The following is a 15,349-nucleotide window of genomic DNA, read 5'->3' as shown; positions in this document are numbered from 1 at the left end:
TAGCCGGATTCGCCAAAAATTGGTTCTCGTTCGTAGGCCATGTCCCACATGGCACCCACACCGATGCTTTGGAACAAAGCGAGGCGTCATCGAAATGCTTTCGTGAGACCAACGTGCATCGGCGAAGAACCATCGCCAGGTACAACCTGGCCTACGCGTCGTCCGGGACCGGATACTTGACCGCGTTGCGAATCATCTTGGCTCGAAGCGTCGTCGACAAATCAATGTCCAACTTATTCGCGATCGCCAGCAGATATGCCAAGCAATCCGCGACCTCTTCCCCGACATCGTGAAGCTTCTGTTCGTCTTCCTTCACGCGAGCAGATTCTTCCGGCGTGAGCCACTGGAAATGCTCCATCAGCTCAGCGGTTTCAATCGCCAACGACATCACCAAATTCTTCGGCTGGTGGAACTCGTGCCAATTCCGTTCATCGACAAACTGATGCACGATCGCTTTCAATTCATCGACGGTGGCGACGTCGTCGTGACGGGGCGATTCAGTCACGCTAATTCCAATCGATCGCCTTGGATGCCAACGACTCGAGCTGTGACGAGGTCATTTTCGCGAAGCGCGTCCGCTTCGGCGACTTGCGTTGGACGATCGATTGATCCAAGAGCGTAGCGACACGTCGTACCTTGCAATCGCCCGTCAGGTGTCACCTCTTCAACCAGCAATTCCAAATTGGAACCGACCAACGTTTTGTAGTACTGTTGCCGTAGCTCAGCTTCGACCTCACCCAACCGATCGACTCGTTCGGAGATCAACCCTTTGTCGAGTTGGTCGTCACGTTCGGCAGCCGGAGTGCCTCGACGAGCAGAATACGGGAACGCGTGGATCTTTGAAAAACCAGCTTCGCGGCAGGTCCGCAACGTCTGCTCGAATTCCTCTTCGGTCTCACCGGGGAAACCCGCGATGATGTCGGTCGTGATCGCTGGTCGGTCCAATGATTCACGAAGCAGACGGCAGCGATCGAGAAACATCTTCGTGCCCCAGCGTCGACGCATACGACGCAGAACCGAATCGCTTCCTGATTGCAAGCACAGGTGCAGGTGCGGGACGACCTTCTCAGGGAACTCGGCCATCACGCCAATCAGTTCCCGAGTGACTTCGGTCGCCTCGATGCTGCTCATTCGAATTCGGAATTGGCCGGGGATCTGACACAGATCTTTGACCAAATGAGCCAACCGCACCCACTCTTCACGAGGCTTGTTGCGGTTCCAGTCGACACCGTAGTGGCCCAGGTGAATGCCAGTCAGGATGACTTCGCGGTGTCCGGCATCGACCAAACGAGTCACCTCGTCAACGATCTCTTGGCTCGGTCGCGAATGCAGTTTGGGACGCACCATCGGGATGATGCAGTAACTACAACGAAGCAAGCAACCGTCTTGGACTTTCACATAGGCCCGTTTGCGGCCTGCGAATCCGGACAATCCCGTCGGCACATCGATGACGCCAAAGCGGCCCATCAAATCGCCGAGTTCTCGCTTGTCGGTCAGAACTTCAACGACACCCGGCAACGCACTGACTTCTTCGGGTGCTCGCGTGGCGTAACAGCCCATCACCACGATCCGGGCATCAGGATTTTCGCGATTCAGACGTCGGACGACTTGCCGACTTTTCGCGTCACCGGTTTCGGTGACCGTGCACGTGTTGACGATGCACAGGTCAGCCGATTCACCATCGCTGGCGTCTTCGTACCCGATTGTTTGCAGGCCCTGCCGAACCAGTTCGGTTTCGTACTGGTTGACTTTGCAGCCCAGCGTGCGGGTTCGAAGTTTCGCCGTCATCAGAAAAGAATGCTCGTTCAGCCTCGGGCCCGCTTAGCCGCGAGCAGGTTCAATGGTGGCGGACATGCTGCCTTTGCAACGATCCAAACGTTCGTCTTTGCCGAACGCGTGAATTTGGTCGCGTTTCAGTTCCGCCAATTCCAACGTGGTGGTCATGCAAATCGCGCGGCCGCTTTTGTCGACCTCTTTCGCGACCTGATAGCCCTTCTCGATGGGCATGCGGAACAAACGCTTCATCATCGAAATCACGTAGTCATAGCTGTGGTCGGTGTCGTCCCACAAAATGACGTGGTAGGGCGGTTGTCGTTTCGGTTTACGATCGCTGCGTTGTTCTTCTTCCGTGACCACATCGGGCTCGGCAACGGCGGCGGAATGATCGGACATGCTTCCAACAACTCCTGGTGAAATTTGGGGCAACAGCGGCGTCTCATCCTGCCGCTTGGTGGTCCTGTTTTGGTTTGTGAAGTGCTATTGTAAAGACGTCCAGATGGACCTGTTAGTCCTCAAATACGGATTTTTCCGCATTCGACGGCACGCTGCTCGATTCTCTTTCGCAATGCAATTTGATGTCCCAATCCGAACAATCTTCCTCCTCCGCCTCCCAATTGCCCGCCGAAGTTCAGTCGCGTTTGGACGACGGAAAACAGCGTCACGAAGCCGAATTGATCGAGTGGCTGAAAATCCCAAGCATCAGCAGCGATTCCTCCCGCCGCGATGACGTTCACCAGGCGGCCAATTGGTTGCTCGATAAAATGAATGCCGCCGGCCTGCAAACCGAGTCCATTGCCACCAACGGATTCCCGCTGCTAGTCGCCTCGACCCCGCCGGTCCCAGGTGCCCCCGTGGCCCTGGTCTATGGACACTATGACGTCCAGCCGCCCGAGCCACTGGAACTGTGGACCAGTCCGCCGTTCGAACCCGTTGTCCGCGACGGCAAGGTTTTCGCCCGTGGTGCGACGGACGACAAAGGCCAAGTCCTGACGCACATCCACAGCATTTGCGACTGGCTCGCCAGCGGCCAACCATTGCCGCTGCAAATCAAATTCCTGATCGAAGGCGAAGAAGAAGTCGGCAGCCAAAACCTGGACGATTGGTTGCCCGAGCTCGCCGAAAAACTGGCCTGCGACGTCGTCGTGGTCAGCGACAGCAGCCAGTACGCACCAGGCCGCCCCGCGGTCACGTGCGGCTTGCGAGGCATTGCGACGTACGAATTGTTCGTCGACGGACCGAGTCACGACCTGCACAGCGGCAGCTTCGGCGGCGCGGTCGCCAATCCCGCCATGGCTCTGTGCCAGTTGCTGGCAAGCATGAAAGACGCGGACGGAAAAATCGCGATCGACGGTCTGTACGATGACGTCGCCCCGATTCCTGACATCGAACGCGAAGCCTGGAAACAACTCGGTGCCGACGACGAGGAATTCGCGAGCAGCGTCGGTGCTTCCGAACTGCACGGCGAAGCGGGCTACACAACCGACGAACGACGCTGGGCACGTCCGTCGCTCGATATCAACGGTTTGACCTCGGGACATCAAGGCGAAGGCGTCAAAACGGTTCTACCAGCCAAAGCGTCCGCGAAGTTCAGCTTCCGATTGGTGCCCAACCAAAACCCGAAACGTCTGACCGGACTGATCGAATCTCACCTCGAGCGTCATTGCCCACCGGGCATTCGCTGGACGCTGAAACCCGATCACGGTGCCGGTGCGATGCTGGCGGATGCCAACAGCCGCTACGCGAAAGCCGCCAGCGTCGCGATCGAGCAAGCCTTTGGAACTGCCCCCGTGATGATTCGCGAAGGCGGCTCGATTCCGATCCTGGCACGATTCCAAGAAGTCCTGGATTGCGATTGCTTGCTTCTCGGCTGGGGCCAAAACGACGACGCCGCTCACAGCCCCAACGAAAAGTTCTCGCTGGAAGATTTCCACCGCGGTATCCAAGCGTCCGCCTCGCTCTGGCAAGCCATCGCATCTGCTTGAGCCCCGCCGCTAGAGCTTTCGCTTCGATCAATCAGTCAACTCTCCCCCGACGCAGTCGGAGGTTGTGCAGTTTGTTGATGCAGATATTTATGCTGCTTTCGCGCACCGCACCTCTCCCGAAACGAAGTTTGGGGAGAGGTCGAGCGACGCCGTTCAGGCGTAAGCGAGGGTGAGGGCCGAGCATAGGAAACGGCGCGCACTACCCTCCCCGGAATTCTCGCTGAACGCTCGCATTCCGACCCTCCCCAACTGCGTTCAGGAGGGTGATTTCAACCTTGCGAGCACGGCACTTCAAAACTGCACGACCTCCGCAGTCGGAGGATAGCGATATACTAGGTGACTAGATCAGTGACAGCTCAACAAGCCGATCGGCAGCAGTCGATTAATAATCGGTCGCGGCGCCGCCGGATTCGGCGATCGACACGGTGCTGCCTTTAACTGCCTGGCGGACCTGACGCGTCTCGACTTCTTTCTGCAGACGCGCGATCGCTTCCTTGATGGGCATCGATCCGAGGTCGCCTTCGATTCGGTCACGCAGCGCGACCTGGCCCGACTCGGCTTCCTTCGGCCCCACGACGGCCATGTAGTTGACCAAGTCGATTTGGGCGTTGCGAATCTTTGCTTGGACCTTTCCGTCAGATGCATCGACGGTGACTTTGAACCCGGCTTCGTCAAATTGCTTGGCCACCGCGGTCGCGTATTCGACGGACTTGTCCGACAAAGGCAACACACGAATTTGCTCGGGCGACAACCACATCGGGAACGCCCCAGCAAAGTGCTCGATCAACATCCCGGTGAATCGTTCCAGCGAACCAAACGGAGCCCGATGGATCATCACCGGTCGGTGAGTTGCGTTGTCGTTGCCTTTGTATTCCAGCTTGAAACGTTCGGGCAGGTTGTAATCCAACTGCACGGTTCCCAACTGCCATGAACGACCGATGCAGTCACGCACCATGAAGTCCGCTTTGGGACCATAGAACGCTGCTTCACCGGGTTCTTCGTTGAATGACAAACCGGATTGCTCCAGCACGCCTCGCAGAGCACCTTCGGCGTGATCCCAGTTCTCTTCGCTGCCGACGTACTTGCTGCTGTCCGGATCCCGCAGCGACAATTGCACGCGGTAATCGTCCAGCCCAACGGACTCGAGCACGAACTTGGTCAACTCGATCGTTGCCCGGAATTCCTCTTCGACTTGATCAGCGGTGCAGAAGATGTGCGCGTCATCTTGGGTCAGACCACGCACCCGCATCATCCCGTTCAGTTCACCAGTTTGCTCGTGACGATAGACGGTTCCGAACTCGAACAACCGCAGAGGCAACTGACGATACGATCGTGGCTGGGCACCAAAGATCTGACAGTGGTGCGGGCAGTTCATTGGCTTGAGCAGATAACGCTCGTGATTCAATTGCCAGCGATGCAGCACGTCCTTTTTCGCGTCATTGGATGCCGACGGTTTGTATTCGGGCAGCTTGACGCCAAAGACTTCCGCCGCGGCGATCAACTTGTCTTCGTCGTCCTTAGACAAATCATCTTTGTCCAGTCGAGTGCTCCACGCATCGAGCAACCCGCCGACTTCGCTGCCAAACAACGGAGCAAACTGGCTGTCGCGATAGTATGGGAAGTGACCGCTGGTTTCGTACATTTCCACGCGACCGATGTGCGGGCTGTACACCGGGTCGTAACCACGCGAAAGCAATTCGCGACGCAAGAAATCTTCCAGCGTGACGCGAACACGAGCTCCCTTGGGCAACCACAAACACAAACCTTGGCCGACTTCGGGATTGATCGCGAACAGACCGTGTTGTTTGCCGAGCACGCGGTGATCGCGGCGTTTGGCTTCTTCGATCTGCTCCAGGTAACTGGCCAACTCTTTCTTGTCAAAGAAAGCGGTGCCGTAAACGCGTTGCAACTGACGTCCCGAAGCATCGCCTTTCCAGTACGCACCGGCAACGCTCAGCAGTTTGATCGCTTTGATCATTCCGGCGTGAGGAATGTGAGGTCCGCGGCAAAGGTCGACGAACTCGCCTTGGCGATAGAAGCTGACCGTGGCTTGGTCGCCCAAACCGGTTTCGATGTGTTCGACCTTCAGGTCTTGATCGAGGTCATCGCAAAGCTTGCGGGCTTCATCACGATCCAGCACAAATCGTTCGAACGGCTCTTTGGCTTTGATGATCTTTTTGATTTCCGCTTCAATCTTCGGAAAATCGTCTTCGCTGATTTTCTCCGGCATGTCGAAGTCGTAATAGAAACCACCCGAGGTGGTCGGTCCGAACGCCAGCGAAACGCCTTTGTAGATTCGCATGATCGCGCGAGCCATGACGTGGGCGGCCGAGTGACGCAGCACATCAAGAGCCGATTCGTCACGCGTGGTCAGCAAACGAAGCGGAACCACGTTTTCATCATCGGCGATCTCACCGAGCGGACGGAACGAATCGACAATCGTGCCGTCGACTTCGGCGGCCACGACGCTGCGGGCAAGGCCTTCGCTGATCTCTTTCGCGACGTCCATCGCGGTGGCGTCAGCGGGTTGGGTTTTCAGCGAACCGTCCGGCAATCGGACTTGAACTTCAGCGGCCTGGGACGACGAGGAAGCGGAAGTTGAGGGGGAATCAGAGGACATCAGACAATTTTCTTTCTGAACAAGGATGGGTCGCGAGATACGAAGTCGCGAATCGATTGCCAAGAATAGCGTTTCAGGGGGGGACAATAAAAGTTCAGTTCGAGTTCGCCCTGAGTTTCACGGCCCTTTCATTCAATAGGTCTCTCGGAAGGGGGCATCCTGCGTTCGCCTTCAGTTGCGATCTCACCGGAGGTCGACCAAAATGGAATCCCGCCCTCCAAATTCGCTCCTCACCACCCCCCGCCTCGCGAATGCCTTCGCCCAATTCACCTGTGGGTTTCACCACGGCGAATCCGATCACCGTCGTTTTTGGCGTCATCGCGATCTTTGTCGCTGGGTTTTCGCCCGCCAACGCGGACGAGGTTTCCTTCCAAGAGGACGTGCGTCCGATTCTTTCGAACCACTGTTTCGCTTGTCACGGCCCCGATGAAAACAACAACGCCGCGGGATTCCGTCTGGATATCGAGGGCGAAGCCGACCTGGACGAAGTTTTGGTTCGGATTGAATCCGAGGATTCTGATTCGATCATGCCGCCTCCTGAAATGCACAAACCGCTGAAGCCTGAGCAGGTCGCGGTGCTGAAAAAGTGGATTGACGAGGGTGCCCCTTATGAAGCCCACTGGTCGTTCGTCGCACCAACCAAAACTGAATTGCCCGAATTGGTGAAGGAAGAATGGGACACGCCGATCGACCGCTTCGTGCGATCCAAGATGGAATCCAAGGGGATGATGCCTCGTCCACGAGCCGACCGCCGAACTCTGATCCGTCGCCTGTCGTTGGACCTGACCGGTTTGCCACCAACCGCGGATGAGATCGCTGCCTTTCTGAGTGACGACTCAGAAACCGCCTACCAAGACCTCGTCGATCGGTTGATCGCCAAACCCGCTTTCGGCGAGCACATGGCCCGCTACTGGCTGGACCTAGTACGATTCGCTGACACCAACGGGATGCACCACGATCACTACCGCGAGATGACGCCGTATCGCGACTGGGTGATCCGTTCGTTCAATGAGAATTTGCCTTTCGATCAATTCATCATCGATCAAATCGCCGGCGACCTGCATCCCGACCCCAGCCTCGATCAATTGACCGCATCGGGTTTCAACCGATTGCATTTGATCATTGATCGCGGAACAGCGCTTCCCGAAGAGAGCTTTGTCAAAAACGTCGTCGACCGAGTTTCCGCGGTGGGCACGGCGTTCATGGGTTTGACGCTGCAGTGCGCGGTTTGTCACGACCACAAATACGACCCGATCTCGCAGAAAGACTTTTATTCGCTGTACGCGTTCTTCAACAACTTTGATGGCGGTCCCGAAACCGGTGGACGAGGTGGCAGCGATTTCCGACGTGGGCTTCAACCGCCGTACATCGAACTTCCATCGGATGAGCAAGCACAAACGCTGACTCGCCTGAACGATGAGATTGCTCGATTGCAAACGAAGGCGAAAGAGACTCCGGCCGATCCGGAGACTTCACCCGAAGAACTCAAGAAGCTGCAAAAGCAGACCCAAGCAGAAATCGCGAAACTGAACGAAGAACGTGATGCCGTTTTGGTGAACGTTCCCGCAACCTTGGTCATGAAGGAACGTGCGGAGATCCGTCCGGCTCACATTCTGATTCGTGGTGCTTACGACGCACCCGGTGAAGTCGTTGCCCGTGACACGCCATCGTTCTTGCCTCCGATGCCAAAGACCAACGATCCCGATGCCCCCAAAACCCGAATGGACTTGGCTGAGTGGATGGTTGATCCATCCAACCCGCTGACCGCCCGCGTCGCCGTCAATCGTTTTTGGCAGCAACTGTTCGGTGTCGGATTGGTGAAGACATCGGAAGACTTTGGTGCCCAAGGCCAACTGCCATCGCATCCGAAACTGCTTGACCATCTCGCCATCGAGTTCATCAATTCCGGCTGGGATGTGCAAGGTTTGATGCGTCTGATCGTCAACAGCCAAACGTACCAGCAATCTTCGGTCGCACCTTCTGATGCCTTCGTCGCCGACCCACAGAACCGATTGCTTGCTCGCGGTTCCCGCTATCGACTCGATGCTGAAGTGATTCGCGATCAGGTGCTTTCGGTCTGCGGTCTGCTCAGTCCCACCATGTACGGGCAGAGTGTCAAACCGCCGCAACCGGAAGGATTGTGGAAGATCGTCGCGATGCCGAGTTCTTACCCCAATCGTTACGTTGCTGACTCGGGTGAGAAAACCGTTCGGCGAAGCGTCTACACGTTTTGGAAACGTGGTTTGCCTCCACCGCAAATGACGATCTTCGACGCGCCCAATCGTGACAGTTGCATTGCCAGGCGAGAAAGAACCAACACGCCGCTGCAAGCTCTCATGCTGATGAACGAACCGCAGTTCTTCAGCGCGTCCACGACACTCGCCAAACGATTGCTTGACGATCCTTCCTTGAACTCGGATGACGGCGATCAAAAACGTTTGGCCGCCGCCTACGAAGCCATCACTTCGCGTCCGCCCAACGGCGACGTTCGCGAATCGTTGTCGCGTTCGCTGGAAGGTTTCCAGGCGCTGTACGAGTCACAACCCGCCGAGGCAACCGCCCTCGTGCAACGATGCACGGATCCAGCCGTCCAATCGGTATCCACCGCCCCCGAGCAAATCCGCTTGGCCGCGTGGACGATGGTGGTCCACTCCGTTTTGAATTTGGATTGCGTTCGGACCCGGGAGTGACTTGACCCTCCCAACCGCTATCCAACCCGCCGAATTCGCCCGCCATTGAATCGACCTCGCCATGAACACTTCCCAAAACGCTGCTCTTCAAACGCTCGCCAACCTATCGGGTCGACGTCAGTTCTTGCAGCATTCCGGCATGGGGCTGGGTGCGGCTGCCCTGGGTTCGATCGTCGCCCGGGCGCAGGCCAACGAAGCCAGCTCGGTGGACCAATCCGCCGCGGCGGAATGGAAGACCGGCGAAACGGCGGGGCTGCACTTTCCCGGCAAAGCCAAACGGGTGATTTTCCTGTTCATGGCGGGCGCCCCCAGCCAAATGGATTTGTTCGATTACAAACCCGAGCTCGCCAAGCAGTTCAAACAACCCTTGCCGCCCAGCGTCAGCAACGGGCAACGGGTCACCGCGATGACTCGCGGCAAAGAGCAAATCATTGCCCCAACCATGTTCGAGTTCTCGCGACATGGCGAAAACGGAATCCACCTGAGCGAACTGCTGCCTCACCTCGGCACGGTGATGGATGACATTTGCCTGATTCGGTCCACTCACACCGACGCGATCAATCACGATCCCGGAAAAACGCTGTTCTGCACCGGATCCGAAATCCCTGGCAAAGCGAGCTTGGGATCGTGGCTGAGCTACGGCCTCGGTCGCATGAACGAAAACCTGCCCGACTTCATCGTTCTCAACTCCGCGTTTTGGAGCGGTGACAAAGCCAACATCCAAGCTCTCTACAGTCGACTGTGGGGATCTGGTTACCTGCCGTCGAAGCATCAAGGCGTTTCGTTCCAGCCCTCCGGCGATCCGGTTTTGTTCCTTTCCAATCCAGAAGGCGTGAACCGAGAAAGCCGGCAAAAGATGCTGGACCTGGTCACGGATCTCAATCGCCAACACATGCACCAAAGCGGCGACCCAGAGATCCTCACAACGATCGCTCAACAAGAGATGGCGTTTCGCATGCAGGCGTCGGTGCCCGAGCTGACCGACTTGAGCCAAGAGACCGAAGACACCCTGGCGATGTACGGCCCGGAAGTCCAAAAGAGCGGCTCGTTTGCACGCAACTGCTTGATGGCACGCCGAATGGTCGAGCGTGATGTGCGGTTCATTCAATTGTTTCATCGCGGATGGGATCACCACTCGCATTTGCCCAAGAAAATTCGCGGGCAAGCCTACGACATTGACCAACCCTGCGCCGCACTGATTCGCGATTTGCGGCAACGTGGACTGCTCGATGACACGCTGGTCGTTTTCGCCGGCGAGTTCGGACGCACGACGTACTGCCAAGGCAAACTGACGCACAAGGATTACGGTCGCGATCACCATCCGCGTTGCTTCACGACTTGGATGGCCGGCGGCGGTGTCAAAGGCGGCATCGCTCACGGAGTCACCGACGACTTCAGTTACAACGTGGTCGAAAACCCGGTTCACGTCCGCGACTTCAACGCAACGATCCTGCATCAGTTGGGAATCGATCACGAACGTCTGACGTTCCCATTCTTGGGTCTGGACCAGCGTTTGACCGGCGTGGAAGAAGCCCACGTCATCCACGACATTCTGGCCTGATGCATCAGCCTGTTACGCGGAGGGTTTGACAAGTCAAAGCGAGCCGACTTAGAACTGCTTCATGGATTTCACCGCGATCGATTTTGAGACGGCAACGCGTCGTTCGGACAGTGCCTGCCAACTGGCGGCGGTTCGCGTTCGCGGCGGAGAGATCGTTGACTCAGCAAGCTGGCTCATTCGCCCGCGGCCCTTTGACTTCTCGCCTGCCAACATTCAGATCCACGGCATCACTCCGGGAATGGTGCGTGACGAATCCGAGTTCGGTGATTTGTGGCCGGAGATCCAATCCAGGCTGGGTGATGATTGCCTGATTGCTCACAACGCCAGCTTTGATCTTGGCGTCTTGATGGCTTGCCTGGAATCGCATGATCATCCCGTTCCGGACATGCAATACAGTTGCACGCGAGCGATCGCCCGGCGGACTTGGCCCCAGCAACCTCGGTTTGGTCTGAAACCACTATCGGACTGGCTGGGCATCCGATTCCGTCACCACGACGCACTCGAAGATTCCATCGCTTGTGCCAAGATCGCTTTGGCCGCGGCAGAAGATTCCGGAGCGAGCACTCTGGAAGCGCTGGAAACAAAACTCTCGCTCTCTCGGGGCAGTGCCGGTGCCTGGGGTAAAAAAGGGCCGACGGCCAGGCGTGCCTCGACCCGGCGAAAATCTTCGCCACGCCGCGCATCGACACGAACTTCCGAAGTCGCGATCGCGGGTTCGACGATGGCGACCGCAACCATGTCGAACACTTCGGTCTCAACCGCACCACCGCGGCCCTGCGGGATCAGCGACAGCGGGGTGGATCTGCAGCGATTGATGATTCGGGCTGATTTCATTCGCCCCCTGGAAGGACGAAAAGTCGTCTTCACCGGCGTGCTGACGAAACTGCAGCGGGAGGAAGCCGAAATCCTGACCTCGCGATGCGGCGGGAAGTGCCAATCCAGCGTTTCGCGAAAAACGGACTTGGTCGTCGTCGGCGAGCTCGATTCTAGGACCGTCAATGCGGGCCGAACGATGAGCTCCAAGGAGGCCACCGCTCGGCAGTTGGCGGATGAGGGAGCTGCCGTGAAAATCATGACGGAGCAGGAGTTTTTGGAAATGATCATCGCGATGTGAACATTCCTCCTACCGATGAATTTCCCGCCAATCCGGGGCCGCAAGGTGAATCCGGCCAAGAGTTCTCGGCGAATCGATTTTGATCTGATTCACGGTCCTCTGCGCCGAGGGCAAACCGTGTTATCCTTCCCGAAATTTTCACGGCAGGCGTCGTTGATTCCGGGCCCCCGCAGCCAGCGGGCTCTCAACAGAATCGCCAGCCATTCGAGACCCTCCGTCCTTTTTCGGGATCGTTTCCGTGCCGCGTCGCGACGACATCAAGAAGATTCTGCTCATTGGTAGTGGCCCGATTGTGATCGGCCAAGCTTGCGAATTTGATTACTCCGGAACGCAGGCTTGCAAAGCGTTGCGTGAAGAGGGTTATGAAGTCGTGCTGGTCAACAGCAACCCAGCGACGATCATGACCGATCCGGCGACTGCTGACTCGACTTACATCGAACCGCTGACTTGGCAGATGGTCGAAAAGGTCATCGCCAAAGAACGCCCCGATGCGCTGCTGCCGACTCTGGGCGGCCAAACGGGTCTGAACGTTGCGATGGACTTGGACGCCAACGGCGTGCTGGAGAAATACGGCGTCGAAATGATCGCCGCCAACGCCAAGGTGATCGCGAAAGCGGAAGAGCGAGAACAGTTCAAACAGGCGATGGACAAAATCGGCCTGGGCGTCTGCAAGGGCTTCACCGTCCGCACACTCGAGGACGCTCGCAAAGCGCTCGCGGAGGTCGGCTTGCCAGCCGTCGTGCGACCTTCGTTCACGATGGGCGGCAGCGGTTCAGCGATTGCCTACAACAAAGACGACTTCGACTCGTTGGTGCAAAACGGGTTGGACCAATCGCCCGTGACGGAAGTCCTGATCGAAGAATCGATCATTGGCTGGAAAGAGTACGAGATGGAAGTCATGCGTGACCGCGACGACAACGTCGTGATCATCTGCGCCATCGAGAACTTTGACCCGATGGGAGTTCACACCGGTGACTCGATCACGGTCGCCCCCGCTCAAACGCTCTCTGACAAAGAATACCAACGGATGCGTGATGCATCTTTGGCTGTCATCCGCGAGATCGGTGTCGAGACCGGCGGCAGTAACATTCAATTCGCGATCGAGCCTGGCACGGGCCGAATGATCGTGATTGAAATGAACCCGCGAGTCAGCCGCAGCTCGGCCTTGGCCAGCAAAGCGACTGGATTCCCCATCGCGAAAATCGCGGCCAAGTTGGCTGTTGGATATCGCTTGTGGGAACTTCCCAACGACATCACGCAAAAAACGAAAGCCTGCTTCGAGCCGACAATTGATTACGTCGTCACCAAGATGCCTCGTTTCGCGTTCGAGAAATTCCCAGAAGCCGACGCGACGCTGACCACGCAAATGAAGTCGGTCGGCGAAACCATGTCGATCGGTCGGACGTTCCAAGAATCGTTCCAGAAGGCCCTGCGTGGTCTGGAAGTCGGTGCGTTTGGATTCGGCAGCGACCCGAAAGACCTTTGGGGAACGGAAGATCAACCCAGCCGCGACGACATCCGCGCGAAGCTTTCGACTCCTGGTTCAGAGCGAATTTTCTACATCCGCTACGCATTCAAAGATGGAATGACCGCGGCCGAAATTCACAAGCTGACGAACATCGATCCTTGGTTCTTGGACCACCTGCAACAACTGATCGAGACCGAAGACAACCTTCGCGCCATTGGAAAACTGGATGCGATCGACGCGGACACCATGCGAGACGCCAAGCGTCGCGGTTTCTCCGATCGCCAGATCGCGACAATCACGTCGAAAAACGAATCGCAAGTCCGAGCCAAACGCTTGGAAATGGGCATTCGCCCGGTCTACAAAAGTGTTGATACGTGTGCGGCCGAATTCGAAGCCTTCACACCGTATTACTACAGCACTTACGAAACCGAAAACGAAGCACCAGCCAAGGGCGATAAGAAACGCGTCGTGATCTTGGGTGGTGGCCCCAACCGAATCGGCCAGGGCATCGAGTTCGATTATTGCTGCTGCCACGCGTCGTTCGCCCTGCAAGACATGGGCATCGAATCGATCATGGTCAACAGCAACCCGGAAACGGTCAGCACGGACTATGACACATCGGACATCTTGTTCTTCGAACCGTTGACGATCGAGGACGTCCTGAACATCTGCGACGCGATGCAGCCCGACGGTGTGATCGTTCAGTTCGGCGGACAAACCCCGCTCAACTTGGCTCGCGGATTGGAACAAGCCGGCGTGCCGATTATCGGTACCAGCGTCGACACAATCGACACCGCCGAAGATCGCGAATTGTTCAGCAGCCTGATCGACGAACTGGGCCTGCGTCAGCCGCCATCGGGCATCGCTCGCAACATGGACGAAGCTCGTGTGGAGGCCAAACGCATCGGCTATCCCGCGCTTGTCCGACCGAGTTTCGTGCTTGGCGGCCGCGCGATGGAAATCTGCTACGACCATTCCCAGTTCGCTCGCTACGTCGCCGAAGCGTTCATCGTCGCCGACGGACAACCTGTCCTGATTGACCGGTTCCTTGAAGACGCAACCGAAGTCGACGTCGACGCGATCAGCGATGGCAACGATTGCGTGATCATGGGAATCATGGAGCACATCGAAGAAGCCGGTGTTCACTCCGGCGACTCGGCTTGCTGCATCCCGCCGTTCAGCCTGACTCAACCTGTCCTCGCCGAAATTCGCGATGCGACTCGCAAACTGGCCGCGCGTTTGAACGTTGTCGGTCTGATGAACATCCAGTTCGCCGTCAAAATGGAAGGCAATCAGCCGACCCTCTATATCCTCGAAGTGAACCCTCGCGCCAGCCGCACCGTGCCGTTCGTCGCCAAAGCAACTGGCGTCCCCGTCGCAAACATCGCGACGAAGGTCATGGCCGGTCAAACTCTGAAAGAACTGAACGTCACGGAAGAACCGATTCCGCGTCACGTTTCGATCAAAGAAAGCGTGTTGCCGTTCCGGAAATTCGCCGGCGTCGACATCGTGCTTGGCCCCGAAATGCGAAGCACGGGCGAAGTCATGGGTGTCAGCGAATTGTTCTCAATCGCGTTTGCCAAAAGCCAACTGGCCGCCGGAACCGTGTTGCCTGAGTCGGGCAAGATCTTCTTGTCACTGTCCGCCAACCACAAAGAGTCGGCTGAATCACTCGGCAAGTCGTTGATCGAACTAGGGTTTGAACTCTTGGCGACCGAAGGGACAGCGGTACGGTTGGAAGCGAGCGGCATCGCCGTGACTCGGGTCAAGAAGCTTTCCGAGGGTCATCCCAACCTGATCGACTACCTCAAAAACGATGACGTGCAATTGATCTTGAACACGCCGTCTGGCAAGGGTGCTCGGACCGACGAAGGCAAGATCCGCGCCGCTGGTGTTCAGCACGGAGTGCCGTGTATCACGACTTTGGCAGCCGCCGAAGCCGCCGTGCGAGCGATGGTTGCGATGCGAGAGACTCCGATGGAAGTCGAATCGCTGCAACGTCGTTACGCACAAAACGTCTGAATCGAAATGTGAACGTTTCAGGAAACAGTCGCCCAACTACGGCTGTTTCCGTTCACAGACGATGCTTCGAGCCATTAATATGGGGGTCCCTCTCCATTCATCCAGGCGACGAA

9 protein-coding genes are annotated in these 15,349 nt (G+C 57.2%); 5 read left to right on the top strand and 4 right to left on the bottom strand.

Annotated features, from left to right (window positions below; genetic code table 11):
• Positions 1–151: 151 nt before the first annotated feature.
• The 3 genes from CEE69_RS21950 to CEE69_RS21940 are packed head-to-tail and all read right to left on the bottom strand — an operon-like array spanning position 152 to position 2,172.
• Positions 152–505, bottom strand: coding sequence for a nucleotide pyrophosphohydrolase (locus tag CEE69_RS21950; RefSeq protein WP_099262769.1), 354 nt, complete (start codon positions 503–505; stop codon positions 152–154).
• On the bottom strand, positions 502–1,788 hold the full coding sequence (mtaB, locus tag CEE69_RS21945) for a tRNA (N(6)-L-threonylcarbamoyladenosine(37)-C(2))-methylthiotransferase MtaB (RefSeq protein ID WP_099262768.1): 1,287 nt from the start codon (positions 1,786–1,788) through the stop codon (positions 502–504). The genes CEE69_RS21950 and mtaB overlap by 4 nt, the downstream gene beginning before the upstream one ends.
• Positions 1,789–1,821: 33 nt before the next feature.
• Positions 1,822–2,172, bottom strand: a complete 351-nt coding sequence (locus CEE69_RS21940; protein ID WP_007329331.1) for an ATP-dependent Clp protease adaptor ClpS — start codon at positions 2,170–2,172, stop codon at positions 1,822–1,824.
• Between the two features lie 182 nt (positions 2,173–2,354).
• On the opposite strand from CEE69_RS21940, the gene CEE69_RS21935 reads away from it, so the two are divergent.
• Positions 2,355–3,761 (top strand): dipeptidase, encoded by a 1,407-nt coding sequence (locus CEE69_RS21935; protein ID WP_099262767.1) that lies wholly within the window; start codon positions 2,355–2,357, stop codon positions 3,759–3,761.
• Between the two features lie 382 nt (positions 3,762–4,143).
• On the opposite strand, the gene thrS is transcribed toward CEE69_RS21935, so the two are convergent.
• Complete coding sequence (thrS, locus tag CEE69_RS21925; protein WP_099262866.1) at positions 4,144–6,381, bottom strand: threonine--tRNA ligase; 2,238 nt, start codon at positions 6,379–6,381, stop codon at positions 4,144–4,146.
• A gap of 251 nt (positions 6,382–6,632) precedes the next feature.
• Between thrS and CEE69_RS21920 the strand changes: the two genes are divergently transcribed.
• The 4 genes from CEE69_RS21920 (at position 6,633) to carB (ending at position 15,236) form a co-directional block, all read left to right on the top strand.
• On the top strand, positions 6,633–9,071 hold the full coding sequence (locus CEE69_RS21920) for a DUF1553 domain-containing protein (RefSeq protein ID WP_099262766.1): 2,439 nt from the start codon (positions 6,633–6,635) through the stop codon (positions 9,069–9,071).
• Positions 9,072–9,132: 61 nt separating this feature from the next.
• The gene (locus tag CEE69_RS21915; RefSeq protein WP_099262765.1) at positions 9,133–10,632 is read left to right on the top strand and encodes a DUF1501 domain-containing protein; all 1,500 of its coding nucleotides are present in this window, start codon (positions 9,133–9,135) and stop codon (positions 10,630–10,632) included.
• A gap of 61 nt (positions 10,633–10,693) precedes the next feature.
• The gene (locus CEE69_RS21910) at positions 10,694–11,746 is read left to right on the top strand and encodes an exonuclease domain-containing protein (protein WP_099262764.1); all 1,053 of its coding nucleotides are present in this window, start codon (positions 10,694–10,696) and stop codon (positions 11,744–11,746) included.
• 238 nt (positions 11,747–11,984) lie between these two features.
• Positions 11,985–15,236 (top strand): carbamoyl-phosphate synthase large subunit, encoded by a 3,252-nt coding sequence (gene carB, locus CEE69_RS21905; protein WP_099262763.1) that lies wholly within the window; start codon positions 11,985–11,987, stop codon positions 15,234–15,236.
• Positions 15,237–15,349: the final 113 nt, after the last annotated feature.

The organism is Rhodopirellula bahusiensis, assembly GCF_002727185.1.
GTDB classification, from domain to species: Bacteria; Planctomycetota; Planctomycetia; order Pirellulales; family Pirellulaceae; genus Rhodopirellula; species Rhodopirellula bahusiensis.
The sequence above is the reverse complement of the archived record's forward strand: the minus strand, read 5'-3'. Positions and strand labels throughout refer to the sequence as shown.

What these genes read in the sequence shown, in the direction of transcription:
- thrS (WP_099262866.1), bottom strand. Translation starts at nt 6,381, where the DNA reads ATGTCCTCTGATTCCCCCTCAACTTCCGCTTCCTCGTCGTCCCAGGCC.
- mtaB (WP_099262768.1), bottom strand. Translation starts at nt 1,788, where the DNA reads ATGACGGCGAAACTTCGAACCCGCACGCTGGGCTGCAAAGTCAACCAG.
- CEE69_RS21940 (WP_007329331.1), bottom strand. Translation starts at nt 2,172, where the DNA reads ATGTCCGATCATTCCGCCGCCGTTGCCGAGCCCGATGTGGTCACGGAA.
- CEE69_RS21910 (WP_099262764.1), top strand. Translation starts at nt 10,694, where the DNA reads ATGGATTTCACCGCGATCGATTTTGAGACGGCAACGCGTCGTTCGGAC.
- CEE69_RS21915 (WP_099262765.1), top strand. Translation starts at nt 9,133, where the DNA reads ATGAACACTTCCCAAAACGCTGCTCTTCAAACGCTCGCCAACCTATCG.
- CEE69_RS21935 (WP_099262767.1), top strand. Translation starts at nt 2,355, where the DNA reads ATGTCCCAATCCGAACAATCTTCCTCCTCCGCCTCCCAATTGCCCGCC.
- CEE69_RS21920 (WP_099262766.1), top strand. Translation starts at nt 6,633, where the DNA reads ATGCCTTCGCCCAATTCACCTGTGGGTTTCACCACGGCGAATCCGATC.